19 protein-coding genes are annotated in these 17,001 nt (G+C 71.7%); 11 read left to right on the forward strand and 8 right to left on the reverse strand.

What is annotated here, in order from left to right:
• Positions 1-98 precede the first annotated feature (98 nt).
• Positions 99-845: a lysozyme gene (locus tag ACFWYS_RS06050; protein ID WP_384763944.1), complete on the reverse strand. Its 747-nt coding sequence runs from the start codon at positions 843-845 to the stop codon at positions 99-101.
• 216 nt (positions 846-1,061) lie between these two features.
• Between ACFWYS_RS06050 and ACFWYS_RS06055 the strand changes: the two genes are divergently transcribed.
• The 3 genes from ACFWYS_RS06055 (at position 1,062) to ACFWYS_RS06065 (ending at position 4,748) form a co-directional block, all read left to right on the forward strand.
• On the forward strand, positions 1,062-1,811 hold the full coding sequence (locus ACFWYS_RS06055) for a class II aldolase/adducin family protein (RefSeq protein ID WP_384763947.1): 750 nt from the start codon (positions 1,062-1,064) through the stop codon (positions 1,809-1,811).
• Positions 1,812-1,991: 180 nt separating this feature from the next.
• Complete coding sequence (locus ACFWYS_RS06060; RefSeq protein ID WP_384763949.1) at positions 1,992-3,119, forward strand: alpha/beta hydrolase; 1,128 nt, start codon at positions 1,992-1,994, stop codon at positions 3,117-3,119.
• A 222-nt stretch (positions 3,120-3,341) separates the two neighbouring features.
• The gene (locus ACFWYS_RS06065; protein WP_384763952.1) at positions 3,342-4,748 is read left to right on the forward strand and encodes a hypothetical protein; all 1,407 of its coding nucleotides are present in this window, start codon (positions 3,342-3,344) and stop codon (positions 4,746-4,748) included.
• Between the two features lie 13 nt (positions 4,749-4,761).
• Here ACFWYS_RS06065 and ACFWYS_RS06070 read toward each other — a convergent pair whose 3' ends face one another.
• On the reverse strand, positions 4,762-5,175 hold the full coding sequence (locus ACFWYS_RS06070; protein ID WP_384763954.1) for a VOC family protein: 414 nt from the start codon (positions 5,173-5,175) through the stop codon (positions 4,762-4,764).
• Positions 5,176-5,595: 420 nt separating this feature from the next.
• Here ACFWYS_RS06070 and ACFWYS_RS06075 point away from each other — a divergent pair, with 420 nt between their 5' ends.
• The 3 genes from ACFWYS_RS06075 (at position 5,596) to ACFWYS_RS06085 (ending at position 8,686) form a co-directional block, all read left to right on the forward strand.
• A complete protein-coding gene (locus ACFWYS_RS06075) occupies positions 5,596-7,194 on the forward strand; it encodes an ABC-F family ATP-binding cassette domain-containing protein (protein ID WP_384763957.1) in 1,599 nt (532 codons plus the stop codon).
• Positions 7,195-7,529: 335 nt separating this feature from the next.
• The gene (locus tag ACFWYS_RS06080; protein ID WP_004002281.1) at positions 7,530-7,751 is read left to right on the forward strand and encodes a helix-turn-helix domain-containing protein; all 222 of its coding nucleotides are present in this window, start codon (positions 7,530-7,532) and stop codon (positions 7,749-7,751) included.
• Positions 7,752-7,882: 131 nt separating this feature from the next.
• Positions 7,883-8,686 carry an enoyl-CoA hydratase/isomerase family protein gene (locus ACFWYS_RS06085; protein ID WP_384763960.1) on the forward strand — a complete coding sequence of 268 codons (804 nt, stop codon included), beginning with the start codon at positions 7,883-7,885 and terminating at the stop codon, positions 8,684-8,686.
• A 29-nt stretch (positions 8,687-8,715) separates the two neighbouring features.
• On the opposite strand, the gene ACFWYS_RS06090 is transcribed toward ACFWYS_RS06085, so the two are convergent.
• Complete coding sequence (locus tag ACFWYS_RS06090; protein WP_384763961.1) at positions 8,716-9,438, reverse strand: nucleopolyhedrovirus P10 family protein; 723 nt, start codon at positions 9,436-9,438, stop codon at positions 8,716-8,718.
• A 90-nt stretch (positions 9,439-9,528) separates the two neighbouring features.
• On the opposite strand from ACFWYS_RS06090, the gene ACFWYS_RS06095 reads away from it, so the two are divergent.
• Genes ACFWYS_RS06095 through amaP form a run of 5 tightly spaced genes read left to right on the forward strand, consistent with a single transcriptional unit; the run spans position 9,529 to position 11,899 of the window.
• A complete protein-coding gene (locus ACFWYS_RS06095; protein ID WP_384763964.1) occupies positions 9,529-10,014 on the forward strand; it encodes an Asp23/Gls24 family envelope stress response protein in 486 nt (161 codons plus the stop codon).
• Between the two features lie 52 nt (positions 10,015-10,066).
• Entirely contained in the window at positions 10,067-10,258 is a 192-nt protein-coding gene (locus ACFWYS_RS06100) for a hypothetical protein (protein WP_384763967.1), read from the forward strand.
• The gene (locus tag ACFWYS_RS06105; protein WP_384763969.1) at positions 10,255-10,638 is read left to right on the forward strand and encodes a hypothetical protein; all 384 of its coding nucleotides are present in this window, start codon (positions 10,255-10,257) and stop codon (positions 10,636-10,638) included. Before ACFWYS_RS06100 ends, ACFWYS_RS06105 begins: the two co-directional genes overlap by 4 nt.
• Entirely contained in the window at positions 10,635-11,315 is a 681-nt protein-coding gene (locus tag ACFWYS_RS06110; RefSeq protein ID WP_384763972.1) for a DUF6286 domain-containing protein, read from the forward strand. The genes ACFWYS_RS06105 and ACFWYS_RS06110 overlap by 4 nt, the downstream gene beginning before the upstream one ends.
• 5 nt (positions 11,316-11,320) lie before the next feature.
• Positions 11,321-11,899, forward strand: coding sequence for an alkaline shock response membrane anchor protein AmaP (gene amaP / locus ACFWYS_RS06115; protein ID WP_384763975.1), 579 nt, complete (start codon positions 11,321-11,323; stop codon positions 11,897-11,899).
• Positions 11,900-11,918: 19 nt separating this feature from the next.
• Here the strand turns inward: amaP and ACFWYS_RS06120 are convergent, their stop codons facing one another.
• The 5 genes from ACFWYS_RS06120 to ACFWYS_RS06140 form a co-directional block, all read right to left on the reverse strand.
• On the reverse strand, positions 11,919-12,674 hold the full coding sequence (locus tag ACFWYS_RS06120) for an SDR family oxidoreductase (protein ID WP_384763978.1): 756 nt from the start codon (positions 12,672-12,674) through the stop codon (positions 11,919-11,921).
• Between the two features lie 5 nt (positions 12,675-12,679).
• Positions 12,680-14,467 (reverse strand): glycoside hydrolase family 15 protein, encoded by a 1,788-nt coding sequence (locus ACFWYS_RS06125; protein ID WP_384763980.1) that lies wholly within the window; start codon positions 14,465-14,467, stop codon positions 12,680-12,682.
• 62 nt (positions 14,468-14,529) lie between these two features.
• The gene (locus tag ACFWYS_RS06130; RefSeq protein WP_384763982.1) at positions 14,530-14,841 is read right to left on the reverse strand and encodes a hypothetical protein; all 312 of its coding nucleotides are present in this window, start codon (positions 14,839-14,841) and stop codon (positions 14,530-14,532) included.
• Positions 14,838-15,410 carry a sigma-70 family RNA polymerase sigma factor gene (locus ACFWYS_RS06135; protein WP_384763985.1) on the reverse strand — a complete coding sequence of 191 codons (573 nt, stop codon included), beginning with the start codon at positions 15,408-15,410 and terminating at the stop codon, positions 14,838-14,840. Before ACFWYS_RS06135 ends, ACFWYS_RS06130 begins: the two co-directional genes overlap by 4 nt.
• A complete protein-coding gene (locus tag ACFWYS_RS06140; protein WP_384763988.1) occupies positions 15,407-16,945 on the reverse strand; it encodes a sodium:solute symporter in 1,539 nt (512 codons plus the stop codon). Before ACFWYS_RS06140 ends, ACFWYS_RS06135 begins: the two co-directional genes overlap by 4 nt.
• Positions 16,946-17,001: the final 56 nt, after the last annotated feature.

The following is a 17,001-nucleotide window of genomic DNA, read 5'->3' on the forward strand; positions in this document are numbered from 1 at the left end:
ACTGGGGCAGGCCACGCGGTGTCCTGGAGGGAGGGTTTCCCCTATGAATCGGGGACCCCCGCTCCGCCGGCCACCGCGCGACCCGGGCGCCGCAAGGTTCAGTAGCCTCGGGCGAACTTCCTCAGCTGGGCCATCGAGCCGTTGAAGAGATTCTGATCACCCGGCAGGCTGCCGCCGTTGTCGTACTGCCAGAAGGTCCAGAACTGCCACCCGGCCGGCAGTGATCCCGCGGTCGAGGCGTTGTAGCGGGCCACCCACAGTGCGTGGTTCGAGGCGAAGGCGCGGCTCGCGCCGGTGCAGGTGTTCCACCAGTGCGTGTTCGTGTAGATCACCGGGCGGCGGCCGGTGAGCCGCTTCACCTCGTTGCTGAAGGACTGGATCCAGTTGACCATCCTGGCCTTGCTCAGTCCGTAGCACTTGTGCTTGCTGTACGGGTTGTACTCGATGTCCAGCGCGGGCGGCAGGGTCCAGCCGTCCGACGTCCAGCCGCCGCCGTTGCGCACGAAGTGCCGCGCCTGGGTCGCGCCGGACGACTTGTCCGGCAGTGCGAAGTGGTACGCGCCGCGTATCAGGCCCGCGTTGCGGGAGCCGTTGTACTGCTGCTTGAAGTGCGGGTTGCGGTAGGTGTGGGACTCGGTCGCCTTGACGTAGACGAACCTGGCGCCTTTCGCCTTCGAGCTCTGCCAGTTGACGTTCTTCTGGTGCGAAGAGACGTCGTGGCCCTTGGGCTTGCCGGCCGCGGCCGCCGGTAACTCGGCGAGCGCGGTTCCCCCTAGAGCGAGTGCCGCCACGGATGCCGCTATGAGGTGGGAGCGGTAACGGGACGGTTTGCGATCACGAGCCATATTTCCCCCCGGAATGGCGACGTGCACGACAAATCTCCCAGAGATTACTGGAAGATCGTTGAATGCCGGTCGATCTCTGGCCAAGAGTGAAGAGAGGGTGATGTATCCGGATATGTGACCTTCCGGATGTCGGGCTTCCGCCCTAAAGTGCCTCGGCCCGTCCGGGACTTGAGGTCATGGTGGGGGTGTGGCGGGTGTGGCTGGCAGGATCGCCGCATGGCTGACGAGCGGCGGGACGAGCGGGACGTTCGGGATGTACGGGATGCGCGGGAGGGGGCACAGGAAGTGGAGGATCTCGGGGAGTCGTGGGGCAGGGGCGTGCGGCCCGAGGAGGCGGATGCGTGGGAGGCGCTCGTGGCGACGGCTCGGCGGACCGTGTCCGACGGGCTGGTCGTCGGGACGTCCGGGAACGTCTCCGTGCGTGTCGGCGACACCGTGCTGGTCACGCCGTCGGGAGTGCCGTACGACCGGCTGACGCCGGAGGACGTGACGGGGGTCGACCTCGACGGCAGGCAGGTGCTGGGGGCGCTGGTGCCGACCAGCGAACTGCCGATGCATCTCGCCGTGTACCGGGCCACGGACGCCGGTGCCGTGGTCCACACCCACGCGGTGCACGCGACGGCCGTCTCTACGCTGGTTCCCGAGCTGCCGCTGATCCACTACATGGCCGGCGCCCTCGGCGGGGCCGTCCGGGTTGCCCCGTATGCGACGTACGGCACGCGGGAGTTGGCCGAGAACATGCTCCAGGCACTCACCGACCGCACCGCCTGCCTCCTCCAGAACCACGGCACGATCGCCTACGGCCCAACCCTGGCCCAGGCCTACGACCGCACAGCCCAGCTGGAGTGGATGTGCCGCCTGTGGCTCACGGCGTCGTCCGTGCCGGGGCTTGCGCCGACGCTGCTGTCGGAGGGGCAGGTGGGGGAGGCGGGGGAGCGGTTGCGGGGGTATGGGCAGCGGGGGTGACGGTTGCCGTCACTCAGCCCGTCCGGCGTTTGAGGACAAGGCCCTTTCGGGGCCGAAGCGGGGCCTGGGGCGGCAGCGCCAGCGCTCCGTGGCCGCCCCAGTGCTCCGCACCCACCCCGCTCCTCACCCCAAGTCGTCCTCCCACTGGCCGGTCCCCCTCTCCGCCCGGACACTGGAGTCGTGCGCACTGTCAAAGCGACGGCCGCCGCCGTCACCGTGGCTCTGGCCGCCGGCGCCGCAAGTGTTGCCGCCGGGCGGTTCGCCAGCGGCGCAGCGTTGTCGGCGGCGCCCGGAAAACCCCTGCCCACCGAACCCCGGCTCACCGTGCACGCCACGGCCGCCGGCCAGATCGCCCTGACCCGGGACCTCGCGTCCCTGCGTCCCGGCACCTACGGCCTCTCCGGTGACGGATCACACGCGGTCGTCGGCCCTGTCCTCACCACGGCGAACCACTCCGCCGACACCGTCGTACGCCGCCTGGAGCGCGTCACCCACGGCACCCTCCAGCCCGGCGACAGCGTCTGGCTCACCCCGAACGTGTACGTCGGCAACCCGAGCGCCGCCCTAGGACTCGACCACGCCGACATCGACATCCCCGGCGAACTCGGCGCCCTGCCCGCCTGGTTCGTGCCGGCCACACGGGACACCTGGGTCATCGCGGTGCACGGCCTCGGCACCACCCGCGAACACGCCCTGAACGTCATGGAGTTCCTCAACCGACGCCACTTCCCGGTGCTCGCCCTCTCCTACCGCGGCGACCTCGGCGCACCCCGCCCACCCGACGGCCTGAACCACCTAGGCGAGACCGAGTGGCGCGACCTGGACGCGGCGATGCGCTACGCCGTGCGGTACGGCGCCGAGCAGCTCGTCCTGCTCGGCTGGTCCACCGGCGCGACGATGGCCCTGCGCGCCGCCGCGCACTCGGGCCTGCGTGACCGGGTCTCCGGTCTCGTCCTGGACTCCCCGGTGCTCAGCTGGGAGGCCACCCTGCGCGCCCTCGCCCGGGCCCGTCACACACCGAGCGCGCTGCTGCCGCTCGCGGTCCGCGCGGCCCAGGGCCGCACCGGCCTGGACACCGACCGCGGCACCGCAACCGGCGCCACCGACATCCTCACGGTGCCGACGCTCATCTTCCACGGCCCTGACGACAGGGTCGCCCCCTGGAGCCTCTCCCGCCGTCTGGCCGAGGCGCACCCCAACCTGGTGGCCCTCAACACGGTGAAGAACGCCCCCCACGCCGCCATGTGGAACGCCGACCCCGAGGCGTACGAAGAGGCACTGCGTCGCTTCATGACCCCGCTCATGTGACGCCCGTCGGCCTCCGCTATCCGTTGCGCCGTCGCCCCCGGCCCTTTCGCCCCCTCGGTTCCACGCCTCTCCCGCACCGGTCCCACAGGTTCCGTTTAAGCCCGTACCACTGGCCTGTTATAGGTGCCTCACCGCTCGCGGGACCCCGTGCGTTGGCCATCCCCGTCGCCCCTCGTGACATTCCGTTTGGGTTTTCGGACCGTCAACCGGAAGACTGCACCCGTGACGTCCCGTATCCCGCGCGACTCCAGGCTTCGACTCGTCCGCCCGCGACCCCTGGCCGCCGCCCCCAGAGCCGTGAACCAGCGGCGCCCGCGCCGCCCCGTACCCCGCCCTCCGGAGGGCACACCGGCCCGGGCCGAGCTGGCCAGAATGGCTCGCTCCGGTCTGGCCGCCGCGGCCCGCGTCGCGCACTGGGCCGACGCGGCCCTGCGCCCCGGCCGCGACGGTGCCGGCGCCGACGGCAAGGGCACCCTCTCCGACGCGACCGCCGAACGGGCGGCGAGCGAACTGGGCCTGACCGTGGCTCAGGTGCGCGCCGACTGGGACACCGCCCGGCTCGCCGGTCTCGTCGAGGTGCACGGCGACACCGCCCGGCCCGGCTGGCGGCTGCGCGCCTGGGACCGCGACGACAGTGCGGTGCTGCGCGGCTGGGTCGCGCTCTTCGACGCCTGGTCGCTCGCCCACCCGGAACCCGACGACCTTCAGCACGGCGCCGTGGCCGACGTCGTCTCGGCCCTGCCCCAGGTGCTCTCCTTCCTCCAGCTGTCCGCCGGGCCCGTCCCCGTCGAGCAGCTCCTGGACCTGCTGGAGCAGCGCGTCACCGAGCTGCGCACCGAGCGCTGCGAGATCGCCTACGGGCCGCAGCCCGAGCCCGTCGCCGACGCCGTGCCGGCCGCCGAGGACACCCCCCTCGCCCCGCTCCTCGACTGGGCCCTGCACGCCCTCGCCTCCGTCGGCGCCCTCACCTGCGGCGACGGACAGGCCACGCTCACCCCGCTCGGCAGCTGGGCGGTCTGGGTCAAGCTGGAGCAGATCTGCGTCGCCGCCCAGAGCCCCGCCGGGAACATCGAGCAGGCGGCCGAGGACATGCTCCGCGGCTGTGCCCAGCTGCGCCCCAACGCCGCCCGCGACGAGTACCGCGCCTGGCTCGCCGCCCGCCCCGTCGGCAGCGCCGTCACCGAACTCCTCGGCGCCGCCCGCGGCGATGACGCCCTGCTGCGCGGCCTCGCCTTCGAGGCGCTGCGCGTCGTCGGCGCCCCCGCCGAGCCCGACGTACGCGCCGTCCTGGACGAGCCGACCCTGCGGCCGTACGCCCTGCTGTGGCTCGCGGAGCACGACGGTGTCGACCCCGAGGACGCCCACGAGGTGCTCACCCGCGAAGAGGCCACCTGGCTGTGGGTCGACACCGCCGCCGCCGTCGCCGACCACGGCGAGGCCCCGATGCTCGTACGACACCTGGCGTCCGCGCTCCAGCCCACCGTCCCCGCGCTCCTCGACGAGGTGCGCGCCGTCGGTCACCCCCGCACCGTGCAGGTCCTGGTCGCGCTCGCCGCCGCCCACCCCGACCCCGCCCTCGCGAAGGCCGTACGCCGCGCCGCCTTCCAGGTGCACACCGGGGGGAGCTGACCGGGACCGGCGCTCAGCCCCTGATCTCGGGGGCGTAGGTGCCGAAGCTCCACACATTGCCCTCGATGTCCCGGGCCATGTAGTCCCGCGAGCCGTAGTCCTGGTCCGTCGGGGGCATCAGGATCTCCGCGCCGTGCTCCACGGCCCGGCGGTGGTGTCCGTCGACGTCGTCCACGACGACGTACACCCCGGTCGTGCCTGCGTCCTCCATCACCTTGTCGAAGGCGCTGCCGGTGCCTTTCGAGCCGAGCATCACCGCGCCGTTGCCCTGGGCCAGCTCGGCGTGCGCCACCTTGCCGTCCTCGCTCTCGTACACCGCCAGCTCCGTGAACCCGAAGGCCTCGGTGAGCTGCTTGACCGCCGCCTTCGCGTCCGCGTACAGCAGTGTCGGGTAGATGCTGGGACGCGCACCGCTCGTGCCTGCCATGCCGATCACTCCTTTGTGATCCCTGTGATCGATCGCCTGTGATCGATCGCCGCCACCGGCCGGGAATTCCACCCGCCGCCCAGTCTTGCAGCGGCCACTGACAACGGCCCGCGAGACGAGATGCCGGGCCGGGGCGGAGGGTGCTGCCCGCGCGCGAGGGCTGTGGCTTCCGGTCCGAACGTGCCGTACATCACGGCAAAGCACTTCGCGTCACCCGGCCCTGCCCCCGCGCGGCCTGGACCGCCCAGCTCATCGCCCTGGACGACAAGGCGGTCGGCCCCGTTCCAACACCCGATCCCAGAAAAAGTGGTTGCACGGCCCCGTTAGACTTGGCCTCATGGCCATTCTCCTCGCGCATTAGACGGCGGGAACGTCCTCAGCCGCCCATCCCGCCACCCATCCCCGCCCTGGAGTCTGTCCGTGATCTCCGCCTCCGGTATCGAGCTGCGCGCCGGTGCACGCGTCCTCATCGAATCCGCGACCTTCCGTGTCGCCAAGGGTGACCGCATCGGCCTCGTCGGCCGCAACGGCGCCGGCAAGACGACCCTCACCAAGTGCCTCGCCGGCGAGGGCATCCCCGCCGGCGGCAACATCACCCGCTCCGGCGAGGTCGGCTACCTCCCGCAGGACCCCCGCACCGGCGACCTCGACGTGCTCGCCCGTGACCGCGTCCTGTCCGCGCGCGGCCTGGACGTACTGATCCGCAAGATGCGCGAGAACGAACAGCGCATCGCCAACGGCCAGGGCGCCACCCGCGAGAAGGCCCTCAAGCAGTACGAGCGCCAGGAGACGGAGTTCCTCACCAAGGGCGGATACGCCGCCGAGGCCGAGGCCGCCACCATCGCCGCCGCGCTCAACCTGCCCGACCGGGTGCTCGGCCAGCCGCTGCACACCCTCTCCGGCGGTCAGCGCCGCCGTATCGAGCTCGCCCGCATCCTGTTCTCCGACGCGGACACCCTGCTGCTCGACGAGCCCACCAACCACCTGGACGCCGACTCGATCGTCTGGCTGCGCGACTACCTCAAGACCTACCGCGGCGGCTTCATCGTGATCTCCCACGACGTCGACCTGGTCGAGACGGTCGTGAACAAGGTGTTCTACCTGGACGCCAACCGCGCCCAGATCGACGTCTACAACATGGGCTGGAAGCTCTACCAGCAGCAGCGCGAGGCCGACGAGAAGCGCCGCAAGCGCGAGCGGCAGAACGCCGAGAAGAAGGCCGCCGCCCTGCACTCGCAGGCCGACAAGATGCGCGCCAAGGCCACCAAGACCGTCGCCGCGCAGAACATGGCCAAGCGCGCCGACCGGCTGCTCGCAGGCCTCGACGCGGTCCGCGTCTCCGACAAGGTCGCCAAGCTCCGCTTCCCGGAGCCCGCGCCCTGCGGCAAGACCCCGCTCACCGCCGAGGGCCTGTCGAAGTCGTACGGCTCCCTGGAGATCTTCACCGACGTCGACCTGGCCATCGACAAGGGCTCCAGGGTCGTCATCCTCGGCCTCAACGGCGCCGGCAAGACCACCCTGCTCCGCCTCCTCGGCGGAGCCGAGAAGCCCGACACCGGCGAGGTCATCGAGGGCCACGGCCTCAAGCTCGGCTACTACGCCCAGGAGCACGAGACCCTCGACCCGGACCGCACGGTCCTGGAGAACATGCGCTCCGCCGCCCCCGACATGGACCTCGTCGAGGTCCGCAAGGTGCTCGGCTCGTTCCTGTTCTCCGGCGACGACGTCGACAAGCCCGCCGGAGTCCTCTCCGGCGGCGAGAAGACCCGTCTCGCCCTCGCCACGCTCGTCGTGTCGTCGGCGAACGTCCTGCTGCTCGACGAGCCCACCAACAACCTCGACCCGGCCAGCCGCGAGGAGATCCTCGGCGCCCTGCGCACCTACAAGGGCGCCGTCGTCCTCGTCACCCACGACGAGGGCGCCGTCGAGGCGCTCCAGCCGGAGCGGATCATTCTGCTTCCGGACGGGGTCGAGGACCTGTGGGGCGCCGACTACGCGGATCTCGTCGCCCTCGCTTGATCGAATACGTGATCACCGGCGTATGGATCATTCGGCCCATCGGTGATCCATCATCTGTGTGAGATCTCCTCGTACCGAGGTGTGTACTACATCAATTTCACGGCCGAGTCCTTTATCGACAAGGGCTCGGCCGTCCCGCGTCCCTGACCTGGCACTTCGCGAAAGAACCCGTTCGGCCGTACGGACGCCACTCAGCGGAATTACAGATTCCACATGTGGGGATGTGCTCCTGTCGTCAAAACCATGTCTCACGGACCTTGCCGAATGGGTGGCCATGAAGGCCCGGAGGGGTGATCATGAGGAGACCAGAGCGCACTTCCCATGAGGAGGCACGGGTGGCCGAGACTCTGAAGAAGGGCAGCCGGGTAACCGGCGCCGCGCGCGACAAGCTCGCGGCAGACCTGAAGAAGAAGTACGACTCCGGTGCGAGCATTCGGGCGCTGGCCGAGGAAACCGGTCGCTCGTATGGCTTCGTACACCGGATGCTCAGCGAATCGGGCGTCACGCTTCGTGGGCGTGGCGGGGCGACGCGGGGCAAGAAGGCCGCATCGTCCTGAGCCCGGGCGGCCCATCGGCTTCGATGGTGGCCACCCGGTCGGTCGGCTGACTGACCGGGTGGTTACTGTGCAGTCACTTAAGGGGTGCCCTCCGGGCATCCCATGATGACGGCACGCATCGGAGGCACCCCATGGCTTCGCCCGACCAGGAACTCGCTCCCCTGCTCGACAAGAACGGCGTACGGCTCACCGTCGACGGCGCGATCGCCACGGTGACGCTGACCAACCCGGCCAAGCGCAATGCGCAGAGCCCCGCCATGTGGCGGACGCTCGGCGAGGCCGGACGTTCGCTGCCGGGCAGTGTGCGCGTGGTCGTGCTGCGCGGTGAGGGCCAGTCCTTCTCCGCCGGGCTCGACCGGCAGATGTTCACGCCGGACGGGATCGAGGGCGAACCCTCCTTCATCGATCTCGCGCGCAGCAGCGACGGCGAACTCGACGCTGCCATCGCCGAGTTCCAGGAGGGCTTCACCTGGTGGCGGCGCAACGACATCGTGTCCATCGCCGCCGTGCAGGGCCATGCCATCGGGGCGGGTTTCCAGCTCGCGCTCGCCTGTGACGTGCGCGTCGTCGCCGACGACGTGCAGTTCGCCATGCGTGAGACCAGCCTCGGGCTGGTGCCGGACCTGACGGGTACCCATCCGCTGGTCGGGCTGGTCGGATACGGCCGTGCGCTGGAGATCTGTGTCACCGGGCGGTTCGTGCTGGCCGAGGAGGCCGTGAGCAGCGGGCTCGCCAACCTCGCGGTGCCCGCCGACCAGCTCGACGACGCCGTACGGGATCTGGCGGGTGCCATCGCGGCCGCGCCTCGGGATGCCGTGATCGAGACCAAGGCGCTGATTCGTGGTGCCGTGGATCGCACATACGACGAGCAGCGCGGCGCCGAGCGGGCCGCGCAGGCGCGACGGCTGCGGGACCTGGCCGGTCTCGGCGAGTGAGCCGGACGAGCCGCTGAACCATGCGCAGATCAGCTGACGGCCGTCACCAGCACCGCCACCGTCGGATGATCCGCCAGTGCCTCGCGCACCCCCTCGCGGACCTCCCGGGCCACGTCCACGGCCCGGCGGTCGGCGCTCACCGCGATCTCCACGCGCGCGTGCCGGTGCGGCAGGGCGGCCTCGCCCTGCCGTCGTTCGATGCGCACCGCATGCCCCAACCCGCCCAGGGCGCCCGTCAGTTGGATGACGCCCGGGACCGCCAGGGCGGCGGCCGCGGCGCGCTCCTCGTCCGGGTCGCCCGGCTTCGCGGCGCGCGCCGGCTCCGGCTGCCGTACGGAATCGGGTTCGGCGTCCTCGTCCAGCAGGGCCGTCACACGTAGGTCCACCTCGGTCACCGTCAGACCGAGGCGGTCCGTCGATGTGGTGGCCAGCAGTCCGCGCAGCCGTTCCGCCGTGCTCGGCAGGGGCTCGGTCGCCGTCGCCGCGAAGTCCGCCGTCACACGCAGCGGGCCCGGCGGCAGGGCGCTCGGCGGGGGCGGTACGGCGGGTTCGTGCACGTCCTCGGGGTCGGCGAGCCCGATCCGGAGCACGTCCAGGCGTACGCCGCGCAGGTCCATGGCCGCGCGCCGCAGCACCGCCTCCGCGGCGGCCTCGGAGATCCACGCGCCGTCACGCGCGCCGCCCAGAGGCAGCAGTCTGCCGAGCCCCACCTGATGCCGCACCGCCCGCGTCCACCGGTCCGTCGTCGTCATTCCTCCAGCCTGCCGCATCCCCGGCGCGCGGGGGCGTAACCGCGCATACCGTGGTCGAAGGGGACGACAAACCGAGAGGGACATACGGCGATGACCGAGATGGACCAGAACCGGACGCAGCACCCTGAGGAAGCGGCGTCGTCGACCACGGCGCCGACTCGCAAGGCCACCAAGCGTGGCGGTGGGGACCCGTCGACCCGCGGGCGGACCACCATCGCCGACGGTGTCGTGGAGAAGATCGCCGGACTGGCGGCGCGTGACGTGGTCGGTGTGCACACGATGGGCAGCGGGATCAGCCGCACCTTCGGGGCGGTGAAGGAACGGGTACCCGGCACCTCGAAGTCCGTGACCCGCGGGGTCAAGGCCGAGGTCGGCGAGGTGCAGACCGCACTCGATCTGGAGATCGTCGTCGACTACGGCGTGTCGATCACCGACGTGGCACGGGCCGTGCGGGAGAACGTGATCGCCGCCGTGGAGCGGATGACCGGCCTCGAAGTCGTCGAGGTCAACATCGCGGTGAGTGATGTGAAGCTGCCCGACGAAGAGGAAGAGGAATCGGAGCCGCGGATCCAGTGACATCCGGATCCGTGCGGCACAAGGCGGTACCGACAACCGATCGGAGGGCACCATGAGCATGGCCGTCGTCGGCATGATCGCCGGCATGGCGCTGGGCTTCGCCGGGTACTTCGGCGGGTTCGGCGCCTTCCTGCTGGTGGCGGCGCTGGGCGCCGCCGGGTTCGCCGTCGGGCGGTTCCTGGAAGGGGACTACGAGCTCGGCGACTTCTTCCGCCCGCGTGACGGCCGGCGCGAACGGCGGTGACCTCGGTGAGCGGCGGGGCCGTGGAACTCCGCAAGCCGCCGGCCGCGGTGCCGCCCGGTGAGCGCGGGGCGACGCGCATCGCCGACCGGGTCGTCGTGAAGATCGCCTCCCAGGCCGCGGGCGAGGCGGTGGGCAGGCCGGTCAGGGACGCCGCCCGGCCGTACGCCAATGTCGTCGTCGCCCATGAGACCGCCCGGGTCCGGGTCCATGTCGAGCTGGAGTACCCCACCGACATCGGCGCCCGGTGCGCGGCGGTGCGTCGGCATGTCGCCGAGCGGGTAGGCGCGTTGGTGGGCATGGAGGTTCCGGAGGTCGTCGTGCACGTGGAGCGGCTGCACCCGGCGCCCGTGCAGGGCACGGCACAGGGGAGGACGCGATGAGCGAGTCCCAGGGCTCCGAGGGCACCACACGACAACTGCCGGTCATCGAGAAGGACACCGGACCCGACCCGCTGGACCAGTCGGCGTCGGCGGCGGACTACCGGCCCCCGCCCGCGGCCGACGGCGAGGACGGCGGTGACGGCCGCTTCTGGTCGGCGCGCCGGATCCCGGCCGCGATCACAGCACTCCTGCTCTTCCTCGTCGCCGGTTTCTTCCTGTACGACATCGCCTCCGTGCGCGCCGACCGGCCCGCCATGCGCTGGCGCCGGGAACTGGCCGGACAGCTCGCTGAACGTCCCCTCGACGACACCTGGGTGCTCGTCGGCGCGGGCGTCGCCGCCGTCCTCGGACTCTGGCTGCTCGTCCTGGCCACCACACCGGGCCTGCGGTCCGTGCTGCCGATGCGGCGCACCCACGCCGACGTCCGCGCCGGCCTCCACCGCGACCTGGCCGCCCTCGTCCTGCGCGACCGGGCCATGGAGGTCTCCGGCGTCCAGTCGGTACGGGTCCGGATGAGCCGCCGCCGGGCCGACGTCCGCGCGGTCGCCCACTTCCGCGCGCTGGACGACGTCCGCGCGGACCTGGACACCACGCTCGCCGACGCGATCAGGGGCCTGGGCCTGTCCCGCCCGCCCGCGCTGTCGGTGCATGTACGACGGCCGGGACGGAAGGGGTGAGGGCCGTGCTCAGGGTGATGAACCGGGTGCTGATCGGGATCGTCGGACTGGTGCTGCTCGTGATCGGCGGTTCCGTACTGGCCGTCGGACTCGGGCTGGAACCCCCGTCCTGGTGGATCCACGACAGCCGGCACGACGTACTGCTCAGCGACGCCGAGCGGACCCGCTGGCGGAGCGACGGCTGGTGGTGGCCGACGGTGCTGGCCGTGCTGGCCGTCCTGGTCCTGCTCGCCCTGTGGTGGATCACCGCCAACCTGCGCCGGCGCCGGCTCGCCGAGGTCCTGGTCGACACGGGCGACGGCGAGGGCGCGCTGCTGCGGGGCCGGGCCCTGGAAGGCGTACTGGCGAGCGAGGCGACGGGGCTGGAGGGCGTCCAGCGCGCCCACGTCCATCTGACGGGTCGCCGCAGCACGCCCGAGGCCCGGGTACGGCTCCTGCTGGAGCCGCACGTGGATCCCGGGACGGCCCTGAACGACCTCACCGCCGAGGCACTGGCGCACGCCCGTAATTCGGCGGGCCTGGCTCAATTGCCGACCGAGGTCCGCATGAAGGGTGTCAAACACCGTGCGGAAAGGGTGAGTTGACCGTGCGTCGAGCGGCCTTTCAGAACCCGTGCCGCATTCCGCCGTCGACGGGCAGCATGATTCCCGTCAGATAGGAAGCGGCCGGCGACAGGAGAAATGCCGCCGCACGTCCGAACTCCTCCGGAGCGCCGTACCGCCGGAGCGGAATACGGGATTCATTCGCCGCCCGGGTCGCCTCGGGGTCGGCGGACATGCCGTCCAGCTCCCGCACCCGGTCCGTGTCGATACGGGCGGGCAGCAGCCCCACGACCCGAATTCCCCGCGGCCCCAGCTCATCGGAGAGGGACTTGGCGAATCCGGCGAGCCCGGGGCGCAGTCCATTGGAAATCGTCAGCCCGGGGATCGGCTCGTGAACCGAACCGGACAGCACGAAGCCGATGACCCCACCGGCTTCGAGCGCCGCCGCAGCCGCCCGCGCGAGCCGTACCGCTCCCAGGAACACCGACTCGAACGCGGCCTGCCACTGCTCGTCCGTGTTGTCGGCGGCAAAACCCGCCGGCGGCCCGCCCACACTGACGAGAATTCCGTCGAACCCACCGAAGTGCTCACGTGCGGCGGCGATCAGCCGGGCCGCCGCCTCCGGATCGGCGTTGTCGACGGCCACCCCGACGGCGTTCGCGCCCAGCTCGGCGGCGGCCGCGCGGGTCCGCTCCTCGTCCCGCCCGGTCAGGACGACCTTCGCCCCGTCGGCCACGAGCTCACGCGCCGCAGCGTTGCCCAGTCCGCGGGTGGCCCCCGTGACGACGTACACCCGGTCCTTCAGTCCAAGATCCATGGCCCCTATCCTGCCCCGTCCGCCCCGAACAGGGCGAGGGCGGTGTGCACCAGACCGATGTGACTGAAGGCCTGCGGGAAGTTGCCGAGCTGGCGGCCGGCGACGGGGTCGTACTCCTCGGACAGCAGGCCCACGTCATTGGCGAGGCCCACCAGCCGGTCGAACAGGTCGTGCGCCTCCTGGGTACGGCCCGTCATGTGCAGGGCCTCCGCGAGCCAGAACGAGCAGGCCAGGAACGTGCCCTCGCCGCCCGGCAGCCCGTCGACGGTCGTGCCGTCCAGGCTGTAGCGGCGCAGGAAGCCGTCGTGGCTGAGCTCGGCGCGGATCGCGTCGATGGTGCCGATGACACGCGGATCGTCGGGCGGCAGAAAGCCCACGCGCGGGATCAGCAGCAGTGCGGCGTCGAGTTCCCGGGAGCCGTAGGACTGGGTGAAGGTGCCGCGCTCGGCGTCGTAGCCCTTCTCGCACACCTCGCGGTGCACCTCGTCGCGGAACTCCCGCCAGCCGTCGAGGTCGCCCTCCAGCTTCGGGTTCAGTTCCAGGGTGCGCACCGCGCGGTCCGCGGCCACCCACACCATCACCTTCGAGTGCACGAAGTGCCGACGGCCGCCGCGTACTTCCCACAGCCCCTCGTCGGGCTGCCGCCACTCCGTGCGCAGCCACTCGATCAGGGAGGACTGGATCGCCCACATGTGCGGCTTGATGGGCAGGCCCGCGTGCCGGGCCAGCGCCAGGGTGTCCATGACCTCGCCGTACACGTCCAGCTGAAGCTGTTTCACCGCCTCGTTGCCGATGCGTACGGGCGCGGAGCCGGCGAAGCCGGACAGCCACGGCACCTCGAACTCGGGCAGCCGCCGCTCGCCCGCCAGGCCGTACATGATCTGCAGGTCGGCCGGGTCACCCGCGACCGCGCGCACCAGCCAGTCGCGCCAGGCCTTCGCCTCCTCCCGGTAGCCCGCCGACAGGCCCACGTTCAGCAGGAGGGTGGAGTCGCGCAGCCAGCAGTAGCGGTAGTCCCAGTTGCGCACGCCGCCCAGCTCCTCGGGCAGGGACGTGGTGGGGGCGGCGACGATGCCGCCGGTCGGCCGGTAGGTGAGGGCCTTGAGGGTGATCAGGGAGCGGATGACGGCGTCCCGGTACGGGCCCTTGTAGTGGCAGCGGCCAGCCCACTTCTGCCAGTCGCGGACGCTGGCGCGCAACGCCTTGTGCGGGTCGACGAGCGGCGGGCGCGGCTGGTGCGAGGGGTGCCAGGTGAGGACGAACGCGACCTTCTCCCCCTTCTCGACCGTGAACTCGGAGTGGGTGCCGAAGTCCTCGCCCCAGGTGTGCACTTCGGGTTCGCTGCGCAGCCAGACCGAGTCCGGGCCGGCGACCGCCACCCGGTGGCCGTGGGACTCGCGCACCCAGGGCACGATCGAGCCGTAGTCGAAGCGGATCCGCAGGGTGCTGCGCACCGTGACGCGGCCGTGCAGGCCCTCCACGACACGTACCAGGTCGGGGGCGTGGTCGCGTTGGGGCATCAGGTCGGTGACGCGGATCGTGCCGTCGGCGGTCTCCCACTCGGTGTCCAGCACCAGGGTGTCCGGGCGGTAGGCGCGCCGGGTACAGGGGCCCTTGGTGTGCTTGGGGGCGATGCGCCAGTGGCCGTTGTCCTTGTCGCCGAGGAGCTTGGCGAAGCAGGCGCCCGAGTCGAAGCGGGGCAGGCACAGCCAGTCGACGGAGCCGTCCCTGCTGATCAGGGCGGCCGTCTGCTCGTCGCCGATGAGGGCGTAGTCCTCGATGCGGGGGTGCACGCAAGTGCGGGTTCCCCGAGGGCCGGTGGGCCAATCAGGGTGAGGGCCGAGGGAGTGATGTGTCAGGGAAGGGGCCGGGGGAGCGGCAGGGCGGCGGTCGATCCGGTGCCGGAGAAGATGACGCCGGGGTCCGCCGGGGCCTGGTTGAGGACCCACAGGCCGATCAGGGTGGCCAGCGCGAACACGACCGCGATGAGGACGGCGAGCACGAGCCGGCGCCGGCGTTCCCGGCGCAGCCACTCGCCGCGCGCCGTGCGATAGGCGTCGGGCGGGGTCCGCACCCCGTCGGCGAGCGCGGCCAGCGCCTCGCGCAGCTCCCGCTCGGTGGGGTCCGGACCGGTGCCACGCGCCCCGGTCGCATCTCGATGCGTCATCGCCGGGCCTCCATCGCCTGGGTCAGGGCGGCGAGACCGCGCGCCGTATGGGTCTTGACGGAACCACAGGAGATCCCCATCGCCGAGGCGATCTCGCTCTCCTTCAGCCCCAGCCAGTGACGCAGCACCAGCGCCTCGCGCTGGCGGGCCGGCAGCTGCTGCAGCGCGTCGATCAGGACACGCTGGTCGTCCCGCAGCAGCGCGGCGCTCTCGGCGGAGGCGACGAGCTCGTCGGCCGGCTTCTCCACATGCTTGCGGGCCACTTGGAGATGCCGTATCCGCATCCGCGTCAGATTGCACACCGTGGAACGCAGATACGCCTCCGCCGCCTCGGTGTCCCTCAGGCGCCGCCACTTCCGGTAGATCTGGTAGTAGGCCTCCGCCACGACGTTCTCCGGGTCGTCGGCGCCCAGCAGGACGGCGAGGCGCAGCATCGACGCGTAGTTCAGCTCGAACAGGCGGGCCAGACCGGCCTCGCGCTCCAGGTCCGCGGGGTCGCTCACCGCGGGGGCGAGCGGCACGGCCGGTACGGGTGGGCCGCCGCCCTCGGGTCTCAGATGCTGTCTCACGGGTTGTTCGCTCCCGTCTCGGGGCGCCGCCTGACGCTCAGGCGCGACGGCAGGTCGGTCAGATCGGCGCCGCGCGGGACGCCCAGACGTTCGAGTACCGCGGTTCCGGCCACGGCGACCACCAGGTTGAGCAGCAGGGCGGCGAGCCCGGCGTAGACCTCCGGTCCGGAGCCGAGCGCCACGATCGACGAGAAGCCCTCCCGCACGACCATCCAGGTCCCGGCGACCATGCCCACGACCCACCCGGCGAGCAGCGCCCGCGGATGCAGCCGCCCGGTGAACAGCCCCACCGCGACCGCCGGGAAGATCTGCAGGATCCAGACCCCGCCGAGCAGCTGGAGATTGATGGCGTCCTGGTCGCGCAGCCCGAACACGAACGCCACCGCGCCGACCTTCGCGGTCAGCGACACCGCCTTGGCGATGCGCACCTGCCGCTTGGGCGTGGCCGTCGGATGGACGTACTCGACATACACATTGCGTACGAAGCTGGTGGCCGCCGCGATCGACATGACCGCCGCCGGGACCAGCGCCCCCACGGTGATCGCCCCGAACACCAGCCCGGCCAGCGGCGCCGGCATCAGCCGGTCCACCAGCATCGGTACGGCCGCCTCGGCGCCGCCCGCCGGAGCGCGCACGCCCGTCGCGAGCGCCGCGATGCCGAGGAAGCCGAACAGGGCGAGCAGCCCGGTCCAGGCGGGCAGCGCCACGGCCGCCTTGCGCAGGGTGCGGGGGCCGTCGGCGGCGAAACCGGCGGTCAGCACATGCGGGTACATCAGCAGGGCGAGCGCGGAGCCGAGGGCGAGGGTGGCGTAGGCGGGCTGCTGCTCGGGGGTGAGGAGCAGCGCCGGGCCGCCGAGGCGCTCGGCCGCACCGTCGAAGACGGCACCCGGGCCGCCGACCCGGTCCAGGACCAGCCAGGTCACCGCGGTCAGCGACACGAAGACGGCCACCGCCTTGAGCGCCGAGATCACGGTGGGGGCACGCAGCCCGTGCCGGTAGGTGGCGACGGCCAGCCCCGCGAACAGCGCCACCATCGCCAGATCACCGGCCGCACCCCGCGGATACAGACCGCCGGCCGTCAGGACCGCCCGTATCCCGAGCAGTTGCAGCGCGAGATACGGCATCGTCGCGAGGATCCCGGTCAGCGCGACCACCAGGGCCAGTGGCGGCGAGCCGTACCGGCCGCGCACGAAGTCGGCCGCCGTGACATAGCCGTGCCGACGGGCCACGGTCCACAGCCGGGTCAGCAGCACGAAGGCCAACGGGCAGACGATCACCGTGTACGGCACCGCGAAGAAGGCGGGCGCGCCATTGCCGTACGCCAGGCCCGGCACGGCGGCGAAGGTGTACGCGGTGAAGATCGTGCCGCCCAGCAGCAGCCACGTCCACACCGGGCCGAGACTGCGGTCGGCCAGCGCCCAGCCCTCCAGCGCCGGGAGCCGGTCGCTGGGGTGCAACCGCCGCGCCGTGACGGCGAGCAGCGACGCCCCGCCGATCACGGCGAGAAACGTCGCGGTCATGGCGCCGTCGGCCATGGGTCACCGTCCTTGGTGTGCCTGCCCTTGCGCGTTAGTTGCGCGAGCTGCCCGGA

This window comes from Streptomyces sp. NPDC059010 (assembly GCF_042740355.1).
Lineage (GTDB): Bacteria > Actinomycetota > Actinomycetes > Streptomycetales > Streptomycetaceae > Streptomyces.